This is a genomic window from Flavobacterium sp. W21_SRS_FM6, from assembly GCF_052119645.1.
GTDB lineage: Bacteria > Pseudomonadota > Gammaproteobacteria > Enterobacterales > Alteromonadaceae > Paraglaciecola.
Genome location: NZ_JBGQOM010000009.1, coordinates 1 through 15,949, shown reverse-complemented (window position 1 = coordinate 15,949; position 15,949 = coordinate 1). Strand labels below are relative to the sequence as shown.

General features: G+C 42.6%; 13 protein-coding genes and 1 tRNA gene. 7 read left to right on the top strand and 7 right to left on the bottom strand.

Going from position 1 to position 15,949, the window contains the following annotated elements; genetic code table 11:
- Positions 1 to 66 precede the first annotated feature (66 nt).
- Positions 67 to 1,587, bottom strand: coding sequence for an AMP-binding protein (locus tag ACEN2L_RS14915; protein WP_441744830.1), 1,521 nt, complete (start codon positions 1,585 to 1,587; stop codon positions 67 to 69).
- 246 nt (positions 1,588 to 1,833) lie between these two features.
- On the opposite strand from ACEN2L_RS14915, the gene ACEN2L_RS14910 reads away from it, so the two are divergent.
- The 4 genes from ACEN2L_RS14910 to ACEN2L_RS14895 all read left to right on the top strand — a co-directional run bounded on the left by ACEN2L_RS14910 (position 1,834) and on the right by ACEN2L_RS14895 (position 5,956).
- Positions 1,834 to 2,469, top strand: coding sequence for a 3'-5' exonuclease (locus tag ACEN2L_RS14910; protein ID WP_441744829.1), 636 nt, complete (start codon positions 1,834 to 1,836; stop codon positions 2,467 to 2,469).
- A 170-nt stretch (positions 2,470 to 2,639) separates the two neighbouring features.
- Positions 2,640 to 4,265 (top strand): FAD-dependent oxidoreductase, encoded by a 1,626-nt coding sequence (locus ACEN2L_RS14905; protein ID WP_441744827.1) that lies wholly within the window; start codon positions 2,640 to 2,642, stop codon positions 4,263 to 4,265.
- A gap of 454 nt (positions 4,266 to 4,719) precedes the next feature.
- Positions 4,720 to 5,112 carry a GntR family transcriptional regulator gene (locus ACEN2L_RS14900; RefSeq protein ID WP_441744825.1) on the top strand — a complete coding sequence of 131 codons (393 nt, stop codon included), beginning with the start codon at positions 4,720 to 4,722 and terminating at the stop codon, positions 5,110 to 5,112.
- Positions 5,113 to 5,122: 10 nt separating this feature from the next.
- On the top strand, positions 5,123 to 5,956 hold the full coding sequence (locus ACEN2L_RS14895) for a hypothetical protein (RefSeq protein WP_441744823.1): 834 nt from the start codon (positions 5,123 to 5,125) through the stop codon (positions 5,954 to 5,956).
- Between the two features lie 93 nt (positions 5,957 to 6,049).
- Here ACEN2L_RS14895 and ACEN2L_RS14890 read toward each other — a convergent pair whose 3' ends face one another.
- A complete protein-coding gene (locus ACEN2L_RS14890; protein WP_441744821.1) occupies positions 6,050 to 6,913 on the bottom strand; it encodes a hypothetical protein in 864 nt (287 codons plus the stop codon).
- A 23-nt stretch (positions 6,914 to 6,936) separates the two neighbouring features.
- Positions 6,937 to 7,635 (bottom strand): hypothetical protein, encoded by a 699-nt coding sequence (locus ACEN2L_RS14885; RefSeq protein ID WP_441744820.1) that lies wholly within the window; start codon positions 7,633 to 7,635, stop codon positions 6,937 to 6,939.
- A gap of 568 nt (positions 7,636 to 8,203) precedes the next feature.
- Here ACEN2L_RS14885 and ACEN2L_RS14880 point away from each other — a divergent pair.
- Positions 8,204 to 8,995 carry a glucosaminidase domain-containing protein gene (locus ACEN2L_RS14880; RefSeq protein ID WP_441744818.1) on the top strand — a complete coding sequence of 264 codons (792 nt, stop codon included), beginning with the start codon at positions 8,204 to 8,206 and terminating at the stop codon, positions 8,993 to 8,995.
- Positions 8,996 to 9,118: 123 nt separating this feature from the next.
- On the opposite strand, the gene ACEN2L_RS14875 is transcribed toward ACEN2L_RS14880, so the two are convergent.
- The 3 genes from ACEN2L_RS14875 to ACEN2L_RS14865 are packed head-to-tail and all read right to left on the bottom strand — an operon-like array spanning position 9,119 to position 12,281.
- The gene (locus ACEN2L_RS14875; protein WP_441744816.1) at positions 9,119 to 9,838 is read right to left on the bottom strand and encodes a LytR/AlgR family response regulator transcription factor; all 720 of its coding nucleotides are present in this window, start codon (positions 9,836 to 9,838) and stop codon (positions 9,119 to 9,121) included.
- Positions 9,823 to 10,866, bottom strand: coding sequence for a sensor histidine kinase (locus ACEN2L_RS14870; protein ID WP_441744814.1), 1,044 nt, complete (start codon positions 10,864 to 10,866; stop codon positions 9,823 to 9,825). The genes ACEN2L_RS14875 and ACEN2L_RS14870 overlap by 16 nt, the downstream gene beginning before the upstream one ends.
- The gene (locus ACEN2L_RS14865; protein ID WP_441744812.1) at positions 10,863 to 12,281 is read right to left on the bottom strand and encodes an alpha/beta hydrolase; all 1,419 of its coding nucleotides are present in this window, start codon (positions 12,279 to 12,281) and stop codon (positions 10,863 to 10,865) included. The genes ACEN2L_RS14870 and ACEN2L_RS14865 overlap by 4 nt, the downstream gene beginning before the upstream one ends.
- 520 nt (positions 12,282 to 12,801) lie before the next feature.
- On the opposite strand from ACEN2L_RS14865, the gene ACEN2L_RS14860 reads away from it, so the two are divergent.
- Both ACEN2L_RS14860 and ACEN2L_RS14855 read left to right on the top strand, forming a co-directional pair.
- Positions 12,802 to 13,569 carry a DNA/RNA non-specific endonuclease gene (locus ACEN2L_RS14860; protein WP_306023404.1) on the top strand — a complete coding sequence of 256 codons (768 nt, stop codon included), beginning with the start codon at positions 12,802 to 12,804 and terminating at the stop codon, positions 13,567 to 13,569.
- A 718-nt stretch (positions 13,570 to 14,287) separates the two neighbouring features.
- Positions 14,288 to 14,800 (top strand): hypothetical protein, encoded by a 513-nt coding sequence (locus ACEN2L_RS14855; protein WP_441744810.1) that lies wholly within the window; start codon positions 14,288 to 14,290, stop codon positions 14,798 to 14,800.
- 992 nt (positions 14,801 to 15,792) lie between these two features.
- On the opposite strand, the gene ACEN2L_RS14850 is transcribed toward ACEN2L_RS14855, so the two are convergent.
- A tRNA-Ser gene (locus tag ACEN2L_RS14850) sits at positions 15,793 to 15,882 on the bottom strand.
- Between the last annotated feature and the right edge of the window lie 67 nt (positions 15,883 to 15,949).

Sequence of the window (15,949 nt, the reverse complement as noted above, 5' to 3'; positions counted from 1 at the left end):
TGCGACTTACCCTTGTAGCGCTGTTGAGTTGACATCAATAAGCCATGCACACGACATGTACCGCCATCAAACATAAGCGACTTTTAACCGATGTTTAAATATCTTGCCACTGTCTTCTCGCGGCAATGAGTCATGTATCTCGAGTTTTTTGGGCCATTTGAATTTAGCCAATTTCCCCTCTAAAAACTCGTGAACTTGTTGCATCGATAACGCTTCGCCTGCAACGCATTGCACGGCAGCAATCACCATTTCCCCAAATTCCGCATGAGGTGCACCAAAAACGGCACAATCAACAATCTGTGGCATCTCAATCAGCAGCGCTTCTATCTCGGCTGGAAAGATATTAGCGCCACCTGAAATGATCATGTCTTTTTTGCGATCATTAATATACAAAAAACCGTCATCATCTACGTAGCCCACATCCCCTAAGGTGGTATGGCCTGCAACATGCAAGTCATCAATATTGCCCTGAATATTGGTATAATTAAACGGTCCAAACATTGGTAGATAAACGTAAATCAAGCCAGATTCACCACTGGGCAGTAGCTGCTTATTCTCGTCTAGAATTTTTATCGAACCACCTGGGATAATTCGACCTACCGAACCCGGCTTTGCAGTTGACTCAGCAGACGAAATAAGCGTCATAAAACCTAACTCACTGGCACCATATGATTCAAAAAAAATGGGACCAAACCAGTCAATCATGGCTTGTTTAACCTCGGCGGGACAAGCAGAACCGGTTGACAGGGCATAGCGCAGGCTTGTTATATCGTATTGCTGACGGACTGCTCTTGTGAGCTTTAATAAGCGGATCATCATGGTTGGTACAATATAGGTATGAGTGATTTTATGTTGTTGCACATCGGCTAAAAATCGCTCCGGGTCGAATTTTGCTTCAACAAACACCTCAATATTACCTGCGGCAAGGCAACTTAAGGTCAAGGCATGGGGAGCACTATGATACAGCGGTGCGGCAATGTAAAAACGATCGCCACTATCAAGTTGCAGCAAGCTTTTTGCGAGACCAGCAAATACGGCAAAAGGGTCGGGGCTTTGCTCATTATAATCACGCTTTATCCCCTTCGGTTGACCGGTGCTACCTGAAGTGTAAGAAAACATCCCTCTGAAGCGCAGTGGCTCAGATTCAACCATAGGACTGTGTGCCAGTAGTGGATATAAACGCTCTATCGCGTGATCTGCACTATTGTCTGACGTGTTTTTTACAGCATAACGCTCTGCGATCACGCTCGGTGTGTCAACCACGAGTACCGCAATACCTACAGGTAGCGGAGCTAGAAAGTCGGCCAATAAATCGTTGTGAGCCACCAGCACTTTAGCCCCGCTGTCGAGCAAAATCGGCGTGAGTTCAGCTTGGGTATTATGCCAGTTTAAGGCAACGTAATATGCGCCAACGTAACGACATGCCAGCACAACTTCGAACATCGTGGGATCGTTTCTTAGCAAAACAGCGATTACATCGCCCTTTTTCACCCCTTTTTGCTGCAAAACATACGCTAACTTTTTTGCGTGTTCCAACATCAACTCGCGTTTAATTGGTGTTCCACTCAAATAAAAATCACCCGACATTCATTGTTTCCTAGCAGGTAGCTCATCACTCGAGAATAACGCACACCGCGCTTACTTTTTCATCAGTTATATAAATACCGTTCTATTATTGATATGAATAATTGGAGGGCATAACAACATTAAGTAGGCTGCCTCCTCCCTTACTTCGCTCGTCAACTCCCAGCCAGTCGTTCAACAAAATCATTAAATGGTGTTCTGAACTCAATTATTGCGCTTATGTTTGATAACATAAGCGCCTTATAGAAAATGGGTATTTCTGACATGATGCAGCACTGCGCCGACTCTCTTGTCGTGCTTGATTTTGAAACCACAGGTTTATCGCCAGATAGGGGCGACAGGGCGATTGAAATAGGCGCGGTGCGTTTGGAAAAAGGCGTGGTGGTTGAGCGTTTTCAAGCGCTAATGAACCCAGGCAGGCGCATCAGTGGTTTTATTGAAAGCTACACCGGTATTACCAATAAAATGTTAAGCAAAGCGGCACCTTGTGATGAAGTGATGACTGAGTTTGCCAGCTTTTTGGGTAACAGTAACGTAGTGGCTCACAATGCATCGTTCGATAAACGCTTTTTAGATACCGAACTAGGCCGTATTGCTCGACCATATAGCGGCACATTTGCCTGTTCGTTATTAGTTGCCAGACGCCTCTATCAACAGGCCCCAAGTCATAAATTAGGTTCCCTCATTAGTTATAAAAATATCCCCTCAGAGGGCGGCTTTCACCGAGCATTGTTTGATTCAGAAATGACCGCAAAATTGTGGATGACAATGCTGCACGACATCCGTCTGCAGACGACTCTTGTAAGTGTGCCCTTTACCCTCATTCAGACGCTCTGTAGTACCCCGAAAAATAGCGTAAGTAAATTATTGGCTGCACATAAATAATTCATCACGTATTGGCGAAGGCTAAAGCCAAGTTCGTAGCCAATACGTGTTATCTGATGTCCTGTTGATATTGGTTTTTTTCTGCGTCCTAAACCCACAGTGATAGACTTGAAATGATGTTTTGAAGGGTTTACCGTAGACTCACAACAGGCCTACATGAGGTTAACTTTATGCTTTCTCGCAAAAAAATCGCCATTGTAGGTGGCGGAATGTCTGGCTTAGCAGCCGCTTTTGAACTGAGTGAAGATGAGAGCTTAGAGATCACAGTAATCGAAGGCAGCGACAGCTGTGGCGGTAAGATGAAAGGCTATTTTAACCCCCACACTAATCACTTTGAAGAACATTCCATCCGGGCACTAAGCTCTACGTACTTTGCCTTGTTTGATATTTTTAAGCGGGCAGGCATTTTAGATATGCTCTTACCTGTCGAAAACTATCATTTTTACGAAAGCAAAAGCGGTAAGAAAGTCGCCATTGACCGCACCGAATCAATTAAATTAGAGGCAGTAAAAGCGCTTATCGACACCTTTGATTTGTCGGTAAGCGATATGTTGTCGCTAGCGAAAAAGATAGCCCACCACGTTAATGCCAGCGATGAAGAGCGCGAGCAACAAAAATACCAAAAAGCCGGCAGCGTCATGGGTATCGATGATTTTAGCCCTCGTACCCGCGAATTTATTATCAATTGGTTTGGTATATTGACGGGCGCTCGCATGGAAAGTAAAGCCGTAGACATCATGGACAGTTTTGTACTGATGTTTTTACCCATGATAAATAGCCCTAATTTACCGCAAGGTAAAACGTCAAAATCTTATTGTTTTGACCGCCCTACCTCTGAAATTGTCGAGGCGTTAGTCAACAGACTGCAAAAACGCGGCGTGACCTTTACCTACCAAAGTAGACTACAAAACTACCAACAAAATACGACAACTGGTGCCATACGTTTAAGCACCTCCAATCAAGCACTAGATGATATTGAATTTGACGCCTGCATCTTTGCCGTTCCTCATGAGGTGATATGGAAACTTGGCATGCTCGAAGGGGTGAAAAAGCCCTTCAACGATGAATGGTCATTTGGCACCCAATTTCCTATGACATCAGTGCCACACGCTTTAAGCCACTTTACTGGCAAGTCATATAATTTATGTTTTGACGCCCCTTGGAACATCGTGTTTCAAATTCAGCACCAAGGTAGCTTTTGGCGCAATGTGAGATTTCCGACTGAGTATGCTTACAATTTATCTGCCACCTGTAGCTCCCCGTTTAATGAAGGGGCTTTGTACAAAAAACGCTTTATGCAATGCACACCTCTTGAGGCTAAACACGAGATTTTATTCCAGTTAGGTGTGACCGACGAAACCCTTAGAAACGACTTGGTTAAAAACGCCATTATCGACCCGATATATTTAGATTATACCGACCAATGGCAACATTACGCTGAACTTGAAACCGCTGAACTGGGCATTATTCAAGCGAACCAAAAACGCTGGGTAGATTTATCTCAAATTTACGTGCGCTCTGCAGAGGATAAAGAAATCGGTGTTTGCTCCCCCATCAGTAATATTTTTCTCGCTGGTGAAGTAGTCAGTGTGCCAGGGCGCTGGAAAATCCCTACCATGGAGCAAGCCTCGATGTCTGGTAAACAAGCTGCCCAGCAGATTTTTAACTATTTTGATATCGCCACACAGGTAAACATGGACTACGCCACCCTTGAAAACACCAAAGGTTATACCCTCATAGAAGGCTTACTTAGCGGCCTAAGTGCATTGGCAAAGCTAATTCCCGACAGGAAGTAGCAAAGTTTAAAGGCCGTTAAGAACAATAATAATGACAAAAAATGAGGGTATAAATTTAAGCTATCCCCTGTATTACAATCTGTGTTAGCAAATACCAGCTACGACAATACGTGTAGCGTAGTACTAGTAACCACCAATATTGCAGCGCGTTTTACAGACCGTGTTTTAGCTAGTGAGCGGTCGTTAACATGAACGTGTTAGTTACGCTGTTCACCTTAGCTGTTTTTGCATGTTACTTACTACTTCATCTTGCTGGCTTTTAAACCCCTCTCGACAATCAGTAAGGTATCCTGAACCACTGAAACACCCACTACCTCATTTAATTTAAATCAATCAAAAACAAATACTTGAAAACTTATTCAAGAAAATTCATTTATTCAATCAATGTACCACTTGACTAGATGGTACAAATAAACTTTAATTGTACCATCTTGACGAGAGGTACAAGACTAATATGATAACAATCGATCTCGATTCTGCAGACCCTTTGTTTAACCAATTGGTGAAACAAATTAAACAGGCAATCGAAAACAAACAGCTTAGGCCAAGCGATGCCTTGCCATCGATCCGTCAATTGGCAGCAGACTTAGACATCAATGCTAAGACGGTCGCCAAAGCCTATCGACTGTTAGAACGCGATAACGTGATCGAATCACAAGGCTACCGAGGCACTTTTGTCCGCGCAGACGCAGAAAAAAACATTCAAGTGGATATCAAAGCGTGGCTAAACCAAACACTTGCTGAAGATATTGAAAAGTATCGCAGCGCTGGGCTGACTGATTCTGAAATTAGAATCGCTTTTAATGCCGCGCTATCTAATACATCGAGCAGCACACCAACAAACTAAGGAATTCAGTATGTCCAACTGGCTTACTCAAGCAAATTATTTGATGATGATAATACAGGTGGTTGTCACCCTTGTGTTGGTGCCTATTGTGAGTTTTAACATGTTAAAGGGCATCGCAAATAACTACGGCATCCATCGCTATCCTCAAGCGGCAACAGAGGTAAAACAATGGTTAAAAAAGGCAGGCCGTAGCTACTGGCTGGTTGTTTTGACCACCTTTGTACTGGCTACTGGTATCGTTTTACATGCCATCATCAACGATACAGAGTTATTAAACTGGGACGACCAAAGTGGATTATTGGTGATATATCTACTTTCTATGATCCCTGTTGTTGTAATGGTATTGATGCACAAAGCCCTTTTTTCGCTTTTTAAAAAATACTCAGGCAGCATACGCACAGCCTCGCTGAGAGTGCGCACATGGCGTGAATATATTTCGGCGCCCTTGGCGGTGACAATCGTTTTTGCAAATATCGTATTTATTGCCACCGTTTTGTATTTTGTAGCGCACCCTTTCGATGGCTTTGCGGGCTACGGTAATTTAGTCGGCTTGGTAATACTCGATAGTCTATTTATCGGTATTATTGCCGTAGTGTATCGCGACAATAAAATGCAGGGCTTAGCGCAACCAGTGCACCGCGATGCTCTCAAAAAGCGCGCCATTCACATTAACATGCTGATATTGGCTATCGCGGTATTTCACCTATCCTTAAGTATGTGGCTCCAAGGCACTGAACTCATCAATTATAAATTGCTGCTGCAGTCTTTATACTTTCAAGTGATATTAATCATTACCGCGCTGTGCTTAACCTTGCCAAAATCGGTGTTTGAAAAAGAACGCTAAAAGAGCAAAAGAATTGGCGTCAGATTGAACGCCAAATACAGCCTAGGTCATGGCATGATGGCCTAACAATACGAATTATAGGGCACAGGATTGTTAAATGTTGCAGGCCACCAACGACTCTTTTGGCTCAATAGGAATGGCAATAAACCATGAGTGTAAATCTTGAACAACTTGATAATCACAGTTTTCCTCGACCACAGAACCACGGATGACTCTAGTCTTATTGTTTTGTTCAATAAAAAAAGAGGCCTGAGCCCCATTGGATTTTTGATACACTCCAGTCACATCATTCAGCGCGATTTGTACGGCTTTTTTAAGCATCACCGCCAGCGACTGCGCTAATACATCACCTTGCTTGGTATTGTCATCGAGAGCTGTCACAGCAGCAAATTTGCCCCCATGCACTTCAATCATATTTTGGTAGAGAGATGTATTCTTGCCGCCTTTCGGATGGGGTATCCAGGCAACTAATTTAAGCATCAGTTGGCTCATGTCTGGCTCACTAAAAAAAATCGGTCTTAGTCTCAATGTTTGCGTGTTAACGGTATCCCTTGTCACCAGTTTTTCACCCATATCATCAAGCAATAAAGGTAAGGATAAACGCTGAACCTGATCGATAAGAGTCTGTATTTGGGCATTCGCTTCTTGTTGCGCTGAAGCCAATTTGTCATCGCGAGTTGAATCTACCAAACTAGCATGAAGGCCGATTTGAGCGATTAAACCCACTAAACCTGCACCTCCTTGATACAAGATTGCCGTCTGGCCTACTTCGTCATCACCGTCATAGTGCCCTCTTAAATCAACACTGTCTCCACCGTCAAAAGTAAAGGTAAGGGAACTTGCTTCATTAAATTGATTCTTGACTAAATTAACATGCTTTGTGTAATCGTCTCTGTATGGAGTGCTTCCGCACCCCGCCAAGACCATAATAAATACTAAAAAAGTAAATCGCTGCATCTGTCCTGCCTTGGCATAGCCAATTAAATGGCTTCTTTTAACTTAGCTTTTACGTTTTCAATCGCTTGATAATAAGCCGTCGTCACACTTGGAAATGCAACTGGCTCATCCCACTCACCGGCAGGTTGAACCTTCTCATCTATTTCAAGATATTGCACATAGGCATTCGTATCTAAATCTATAGCGAAAAGCGTTCCAGCCACATATCCCTGTGGGTCGCCATTAGGTACGTAGCTGCTAAAACTGCGATATGCGCCGTGACGATATAACTGCAACACAACTAACACATCTAAGCCCATAGTTTGCTTTAACACGCTGAAATCTTTGCTAGCGTAACCTAACTCACCTTTAAACTTTTTGAGTTTATCAATTGGCATAGGTAATGTTACTTCGGTGATTGGGGCTTTTTCTGCGTATTGAGCAATCACTAAATTTTTAATATTGGCTAGCTCATCCGTTGAAATATTAGCTTCTAAATGGGTATCTAATTTACTTGTTAAAGAAGACGCGACGCCATAACACAACAAGCAACCCGCACCATAAATATGCGTAGTCGCGTTTTCTTCAGGGGCTATATAAACAAAGCCAATTTTTATGTCGCTCTTAGCTAATATATTGCTGTTTAGCGCAACAGTTTGTTGCGGTGCACTTGCACAGGCGGCTAAAAAAAGTGACAAGCCAATTACCAATACGTGTTTGAATTTTTGTCCAAATAAAGTCATTACTTCATCCTTTGCTACTTAAATTATTATATTTTTTATGGTGTAACATCTGTAACAAGCCCAAATACCATGCTCTGCTACAGGGTGTTAAAACATCTCCCCTCGCTCAAATAATAACGACTATACTCACCCAGTTGTTTTTTGAGCGCGCCAGTATAAAACGAATATGAGCAAATATTCCACAACTGAATATGTGCATTATTCACTGATTAAATTTTTAAAAACAGCGTTAAAATAAACACTTAGCTCAGCCAACAACATAAGGGGCTTAGTAAACTAGCGATATCCACTGCCCTCTTTACATGTTAATCACCTGCAGTGTTTTTGCCGCGTAACCAAACCTGACGTCTTACAGTCGGTTGATCGGGTTGGTAGGCTGAAGCGTACAACTTTTATCAATATCGACCACGCACCCTTGATGTCAGCAAAGGTCAGCTACACTCATCTTATGGCGGTGCAAACAAAACACTACTTAAATCAACAAGACGCTGTTGAAAGCATTTTTGTGTAGGGGTGAGAGTGTTTTTTTGTAATAACACGATAGCGATTCAAGGCTCAGAGGGCTTCAATGAAAAAATTCAAACCCCAAGCGATATCATTGGCATTTGTGCTCGCGCTAATAGTCGGTGTCTTTCTAATTCAATCGAGTAAAAATACCGTCAATAACTTTCCCTATCTTGAATACGGCGGCGAGCCTGTTCCAGACTTCAATCAATATGAGCGAGTACAAGACAAAAAGCGCGCCTTTTTTAATTATTTAACCCCCGTTATTGTTGCCCAAAATGAATACATTTCTTCGGTTAGAACACTAATTAGAGCACTTCAAACTTTACATTTAGCGGATCAATCACTCACGACACGTCAACAAAAAGAATTAGACTGGCTCATCACAGAGTACCGGGTGAAAGACATCGAAGCGCCCGAGGAGATATTCACTAAGTTATTACGCCGGGTTGACGTGATTCCCGCAGAATTAGTTTTGGTGCAAACCGCCAACGAATCAGCTTGGGGCACCTCTCGCTTCGCGCAAGAAGGCTATAACTTTTTTGGCATTTGGTGTTTTGACAAAGGCTGTGGCTTTGTGCCCACCAAACGCAATGAAGGCGCTGCCCATGAAGTCGCAAAATTTGATGACTTAAATGAAGCCATGTATGCCTACATGCGAAACCTAAACAGCCATCCTGCCTACACAGAACTTCGCGCTATTCGTTCAGCCTTAAAAAAGAGCGACAAAAAAGTGACTGCTAACGCTCTGGCAGCGGGATTAATCAATTATTCAGAACGACGAGAAGCATACATTGAAGAGATACGCATGATGATCAGAGTGAATCAAAAGTTCATGTCTTCACAAGAGGGTTAAGGCTTTGGCACCGTTACAAACCATAAAGCACTGAATGTAAATAGCGCTTTTGCAATGCTCAACTATCTAGCACCTTCCTTATTCAACAAGATAAATGCGCTTAACTCAGGGCCGCTTCCGAGACTACAAGGCGAAACGCTCCTTAAACAAACTCGTCTGACGACGGGACACCTCCACTTTGGCACCACTTTGCATGGTGAGTTCTAATCCGCCAGAACTGCAAGCTTGTACGTAATTGACCTTGTCTAATTGCACAACGTGACTTCTGCTTACCCGAAAAAAATGCTTTTCGGGCAAACGTTTTTCAATTTGTGCCAAGGTTTTATGTAACATCGGATGCTTATTGTCAAAATGCACTTGGGTGTAATTTCCCAATGACTCGAAACGCTCTACTTGAGCCAATGGAATTAACCAACATTGCCTTCCGTCTTTAACAAAAAAACGCTGCTCCATGGTCATTAACTCATCTGCTGAATCCTGCATATCAGTCGCGTCATCAACAGATAAACGTTCACACGCTTTGGTCAAACGAGCTTGGGTAATAGGCTTCATTAAATAATCAACCGCGTTATTATCAAAAGCGTCTAGCGCATATTGTTCGAAGGCAGTGGTAAAAATAACTTTTGGCGCAGGCATTAATTCTGTCAGCAACTCAAAGCCATTACCGTCAGGCAAATTAATGTCTAAAAAAATCACATCGACTTTGTGTTGCTGCAAATACGCCCGGGCACTTGCAAGGTTTTCAGATTCAGCGACCAGCTCAATATTGTGAATATTCGCTAATTGAGACTTTAATTCTAGGCGTCCTAACCTAGAATCTTCAACTATCATTGCGCGCAACATTTGGCTTCCTCTAGTACAATTTTCGCTGAAACTAAGTGTTTATTTTCAGATATGGTAAAACGCGCTTTATCGTTAAATAACAAATGCAATCGTTGCTGAATGTTGGTTAGGCCAAGACGCGTAGAACTATCGCTTGAGATAATGCTACCAGGGTTAGTCACTTCAAGGATCAAACTGTGATTGGCCGTAACATGGATGCTAATTACGCCACCTGTAGCGCTGTTGCCAATACCATGTTTAATGGCATTTTCTACTAATAACTGCAGTGACAAACAAGGCACATTCCAATGCGCTAGTCTATCCCCACTTATATGCCAAACGACTTCTAATCTTTGTTCAAATTGCAGCATGTTTAACTTGATAAAACTCTTAGTTAATTCAATTTCTTGTTCTAACGGCCACAGTTTATCTTGCTTGGTCTGTAAGCTTACCCGCAAAACATCCGAAAGTAGCGCAAGGCTATCTCTGGCTTTATCGGCATCTTCTAAAATTAACGCGCGAATATTGTTAATCGCGTTAAACATAAAGTGAGGATTGAGCTGATTGAGCAGCAAATCCATCTGACTTGTCGCCAGTTGTTCTCTTAATTGTGTTTCTCGAACATAGGCCAGCCTCAAAGATTTTTGACGCTTAATGAGTAGGTAAACGGCTGACCAACAAAGCAAAAACAGCAATATATTTGGGTACGAGATTAATAATTGCAACAGCGCCACATTGCTTTGTTGACCGAATAAAAACGCTTGGTTAGGCAATAAAACCAAACCGATAATCACGATTGCAGCCAGCGACGCTATCACACTTCCAAGAACAGCTTGGCCGATGCCTTTGGGTAAGGAGTCTGTTTCGCGGTCTCGATAAAAACGACGTAACACACCAGAGGCAACCATCATTGAGACAAACAAGCTAAGAGAATTGATTAACTCGCCAAATTTAAAATGACTAAAATAACCTCGTGCAAACAAGTTGAGCAGCGTTAAGCTGCCCCAAATGCTTAACTGTATGCCCCAAAACGTGAAGGGTATTCTCATAGTTGTGCTAACCAAAGGCTTATATCCTTAACCACTTCAGGCGATACAGTGGTATCAATAGATGCATACTCAGCAGGCAAACCTGTATCCGCCGGCTGCAATAAGTGGTTCAAATTCGGATAAATCTTATAGCTTAACCACTGTTTATCAATAGATTGGATGAATCCATCAATATTTTTTTGCGCTGGCACTTGCAGATCTTTGCCACCACCAATGACGAAGGAAGGAACGCTGATTTGAGTTAAAAATGTTTTCGGGTCTGTTTTGATAAAATATTGCATCCATGGTGAGCTTAACTGTGCCAATTGCCCCTCTATTTGTGTTGTCGACATACCACTTTGAGCAAGCAATTGTTTTAGCTCTTGCGCTGGCGTATCGTTAACCACTGCAGCGATAATTTTGCGTTGCTGCACATCATCTTTTTCAAGTTGCGAGCTATCTTGCCCCTGCACTTTTTGAATGAGGTATGACTGATCAATCAGTATTTGCCCACCAGTGGTACTTGGCCCTGCAAGTGAAACAAAAAAATCTGCTTTCTCGTAATCCTTATTTGCCATGGCAATTGCGGCAATTAGGCTTCCCTCACTATGCCCTACATAACCTAATTTACTTTGCGCAAAACGGGGGTCAGAGTGCATAAACCTCAGGGCCGCTTCGGCATCGCTGGCAAAATCCATACTCGTAGCGGTAGCAAAGACACCACCAGACTCCCCGACACCTCTATCATCAAATCTGAGCACGGCAATGCCACTTTTTGTCAATAAATCAGCCAAAACAGCGTATAGCTTGTGACCAAAAACGTCTCCATCTCGTTCAGTCGGACCAGAACCTGATACGATTATTACACCATGTTTTATGGGGCCGTTAGGAATCGATAAGGTACCCGCTAAATGATGTCCGACTCGATGATTTTTAAAGCTCACTTGCTCAACGCTATAATGTGGTGAAAGGCTTGGATCCTGGGGTTTAGCTTTGCGCACAGCAGCAGTTTGTGTTTTGACCAAAGTAACAGGCGCGTGAAAACCTCCCTGCTGATATTCGCCTTTAATTTCTCCATTCACTAGTTCTCCTCGATATTGAATACCCGCGGCAGTCAGCACTAGCGTAAGGGCGTTACCTTCTTGGCTTACATCATCAAAATCCAAGCCAAATTGATTTTGCGCAGGCACATCTAATGATGCCTCCAAACCATCCGATGATTGCTTAAAGTTAAAGACAAATTCGACACTTTGCTGCTCACTTACTTGCAGTATGCCCCGCCAATGCCCCTCAAAAACAGGCGTTTGAACAACTGCACCCGTGTGTTTGGCTGGCATAATAGTTTGAGTGCCAGAAGCAAACGATTCGCCCGTGTAAGCCAAAGCCATGCAACTAGATAACAATGTAGCGCTAAAATATTTTAAAAAGGGTTTCATTTTGTTTCTCCGTGATTGAGTTGCCCTAATCTAAAACACGCACAAACTTACAGACCGCTTTTTATATAAGCGGTCGTTTAATCATGTAAACGGTATGGATATGAATTGCGAAGTCAGAGGCAATGAAAATAGAGAAGCGAGAAAAGCTGATTAAATAATGTCATTCGGTCGCATTTTAAGGCTTGCTAGCAAGAGCAAATATCCGTGTCGCTGCCCTTTTGATTTATACAGATACCATGCTTAGTTTGTTTTGAATCCCAAAGAACACCAACAAGTAACAACGCTGTTTTTGACTCACCCATTTTCGCATCAAAACCCATCAAATTTTGCCGTCTCACTCCTGTTAAATTGGTGCAATTTCGGCCAAATCAGTGCAAATAATAGTCATATTTTGTTTCATAAGCCTTAAAGACAGACCAATTAGTCCATATTTAAAGGCCGCAACTCAAGCTACTCAATTTGGCATGCTTCCTGTTAAGTGAATTTTGAGCAACGAACTCAAACTTAAAATAGGAAACTTATGAAATTACGACTTTTTACTGCTGTAACATTAACCCTTTGGAGTGCAATCAGTTTTGGAGCTAATTGTGTTTATAATTGTCCCACCGGAGTATCGGGCCAGGTGGTAACACGTTCTATCTACACGCTAAGCAATAATGCCAACACAAAATTCGCCGACTGGGTTGCATATCATGTAACACCCTCCACCATTAATGGACCGACACGTTCTCGTAATTGGAAAGCTGACCCCAATATTGCGTCATCAAATACCTTAGAGCCAGCTGATTACACTGATGCAAATGCAATATTAAAAACTGACAGAGGCCATCAAGTCCCCCTTGCCTCATTCAGCAACACAGCAGATTGGGCAACCTTAAATTACCTTTCCAACATTACCCCTCAAGCATCAAATTTGAATCAAGGTCCTTGGGTTGATTTAGAGACCGCAGTGCGAGACTTAGTGGCGACAGGACAAGATGTGTATGTCGTTAGCGGGCCGTTGTACGAATGGAACTTTGGCACCCTGCCCCAAGCGGATGAAAGCCATACAATACCTAGCGGTTATTTTAAAGTCGTGATTACAGATGTGAACGGCTGGGTAGAAGCATCCGCGTTTATCATGGAACAAAATGCAGCGCGCTCTGATGATTTTTGCGACGCTGAAGTGACTATCAATTCTGTCGAATCCCGTTCGGGATTGAATATCATGCCCTCCTTACCTTCCTATAAAGAAAGTGCAGTAGAAGGCCAATTGGGAGGCTTAACCAGCGCCCTTGGCTGTAATTAAACGAGTTGGTCTAACACGTGTTAGACCGCTTCAGCCTTAGCACTTTCGCTCACTATCGGCACTACGTTTCAAGCATAATAATTTGTGGTTGGCTAGTGCTCTTTTTGTCAATCGTTCTTTCATTTCTTGGCCCAATAAACTGCATAAACTTTCAACAATTTTATCAGTATCCGTTCAACCTAATATTCACTTCTTCGTTGTAGTTTTGCTCAATTTTCATGTCTTTTAATCCCCAAAGTAAATCATTCATATAGTGTGGCGGCTGCCTGCAGCCATTAGGCCGCGCTTACTGAGTGATAACGAAGAGGACTAAGACACTGAATCGTATCAATGAAATAAATCGCCCGTAGGGTCGCTTGCGAGGCGTCCCCTTTGGGGTTCCGATTTATGTAATTTACGCGATTATGGGTTGTGTCATTGGGGTCTTACTGCCTTTCGCGGCGAGCGAACCTTGCGGGAGCATAGTGCTTTAATAATCAAACAGGCCACGAAGCTATTATTCACCAAGCAGTAATGGTTGCTAAAGACATAAGACAAACACAGGATATTACTGAGAAGTCTCAGTAATATCCGTGCTTAAAGGTAATTAATATTCACAAAATGCTTTTTAACTTACTGTTTGTGTGGCAGATTATCGTAAATTAGTATGTGTAGACGCTGGTGTGTTACTGAGACTTCTACATAATAAGCGTTAGGCACTGAACTGAGTTGAGCAGACATGGTTGATCAACCAAAGAAATTTATTTCTGAAACTTTGCTACCTGATTACCCGCCAAAAGTACCTTTGCTTAAAGCGAATTGGTCGGGGCTCGCTTTCGATCGTAATGTTCATTCTGATCTGGCTCCAGCTAACGTATGGGATGCGTTATTGTCGTTTGAGGATAATAGCGAAGTTGCAGTCATTTCATTCAGAGATCTGGAGATGGATATATTACCTGTATTTGTTCAGCCTGACCGTGAATCGCTCTTAGCATATTTAGGTCATGATTTTCGTTTTACAGCAGATCACTATGTCTTTTCTCAAGAGCAAAACTGGATTTGTAGGTTAGATCAAGATGTTACACTTATCGCAGGTGAAACTAAGTTGATTCAGCAATTAGTAAACTGTTGTGATGGATTTGAATCTGTGATGAAAATAATGTCTCATGACTTTGATTCAGGGCCTAATGATGAGTGTGGTTTGGAAAAATATTTAATAAATTTGACTCGAGGGCTCATAAATCGTGCCTAACAATACGCATCACTCGCTCCCGTTGGTCACTGGGACGCCAAACCCGCTATCGCGTTTTTGTCGCCCGTGTGCTTCGAGTTGAGGCTGTAGAAAAAGGTCGGAGCCAAAAAAACATCGTGTTCTACGTTAAATTTATTTTCTGTTTGATGGTTTGACCTATCCAGATTTCACGTAGCAACGCGTTTTAAAAGGTTATTTTGGCTGATTTTGTTGTTTAATTTTAAGTTGAGGGTTTTTCTACACCCTCGTTAGGTTTACTAATCAACTAAGGACAGAAAATTGAATTATTCAAACTGGTTAAAAAAGACATTTCCTAAATTTGGTGATACTTCAGAGGAAACAGTTCACTCATATATCAGTGAAGCAAAATCTAGTAGTCAACTGTTGAGGGAGTTCATAAAAGTATTAGGCTTTTTACTTTTCGTTATACCATTTAATTTGTTTCTTTTGGCTTCAGGGGTTCAGTCGCCATTATACTGGGTGTTCCTGCTAGCATCTTTCTTAGTTGGTAGCTTTGTTTCTCTCTATTGTGATCAGCTATTAATTAAAAAGCGTTTACGCAAAATAGTTGCATCAACGTAAACCATACAAAAACATCATGGTGGGAATTTTCTCGCTGAAACAGCGCTCCTAAAATCCCCAGAGATCAAGGGGTCAGAGGATCAAGGGGTCAGAGTCGTTGAAAATCCAAAGACCCTGTGAACAACATTGTTGATTTTAATTCGATGGACGGTCTGACACGGGACAAGCGGAGAGAGGGATTCATTCGTATCATCCATGATACTCACCCTTCGGGCAGCCTGCGGCTGTGCTAATCGCTCCCGGCGATTTGTGCGAAGATACGTCCGTGTATTTCGTCGCTTCGCGACCAGCCTTCGGCTGTCCAAATTTGTTCCAGACACATTTGTCGAACCGCGAGGTTGCTCATCTCGAATCTAATCCGCTTAAACAAAAAAGGCCCTGCGAACTGCGCAGGGCCTTTTTTGCTTAATTGGCGGAGAGAGAGGGATTCGAACCCTCGTTAGGTTTAACCCTAAACACACTTTCCAGGCGTGCGCCTTCAGCCACTCAGCCACCTCTCCAAATTTTTACTCTACTCTTCGATTTAATCCCAGAGTTAACACGTCCATGATGATCTGCACCCGGATT

Excerpts from the sequence above, each read along its gene's own strand:
- ACEN2L_RS14870 (WP_441744814.1), bottom strand. The coding sequence starts at position 10,866 with ATGAGAATACCCTTCACGTTTTGGGGCATACAGTTAAGCATTTGGGGC.
- ACEN2L_RS14875 (WP_441744816.1), bottom strand. The coding sequence starts at position 9,838 with ATGTTGCGCGCAATGATAGTTGAAGATTCTAGGTTAGGACGCCTAGAA.
- ACEN2L_RS14855 (WP_441744810.1), top strand. The coding sequence starts at position 14,288 with ATGGTTGATCAACCAAAGAAATTTATTTCTGAAACTTTGCTACCTGAT.
- ACEN2L_RS14915 (WP_441744830.1), bottom strand. The coding sequence starts at position 1,587 with ATGTCGGGTGATTTTTATTTGAGTGGAACACCAATTAAACGCGAGTTG.
- ACEN2L_RS14885 (WP_441744820.1), bottom strand. The coding sequence starts at position 7,635 with ATGACTTTATTTGGACAAAAATTCAAACACGTATTGGTAATTGGCTTG.
- ACEN2L_RS14865 (WP_441744812.1), bottom strand. The coding sequence starts at position 12,281 with ATGAAACCCTTTTTAAAATATTTTAGCGCTACATTGTTATCTAGTTGC.
- ACEN2L_RS14910 (WP_441744829.1), top strand. The coding sequence starts at position 1,834 with ATGGGTATTTCTGACATGATGCAGCACTGCGCCGACTCTCTTGTCGTG.
- ACEN2L_RS14895 (WP_441744823.1), top strand. The coding sequence starts at position 5,123 with ATGTCCAACTGGCTTACTCAAGCAAATTATTTGATGATGATAATACAG.
- ACEN2L_RS14900 (WP_441744825.1), top strand. The coding sequence starts at position 4,720 with ATGATAACAATCGATCTCGATTCTGCAGACCCTTTGTTTAACCAATTG.
- ACEN2L_RS14860 (WP_306023404.1), top strand. The coding sequence starts at position 12,802 with ATGAAATTACGACTTTTTACTGCTGTAACATTAACCCTTTGGAGTGCA.
- ACEN2L_RS14890 (WP_441744821.1), bottom strand. The coding sequence starts at position 6,913 with ATGCAGCGATTTACTTTTTTAGTATTTATTATGGTCTTGGCGGGGTGC.
- ACEN2L_RS14880 (WP_441744818.1), top strand. The coding sequence starts at position 8,204 with ATGAAAAAATTCAAACCCCAAGCGATATCATTGGCATTTGTGCTCGCG.
- ACEN2L_RS14905 (WP_441744827.1), top strand. The coding sequence starts at position 2,640 with ATGCTTTCTCGCAAAAAAATCGCCATTGTAGGTGGCGGAATGTCTGGC.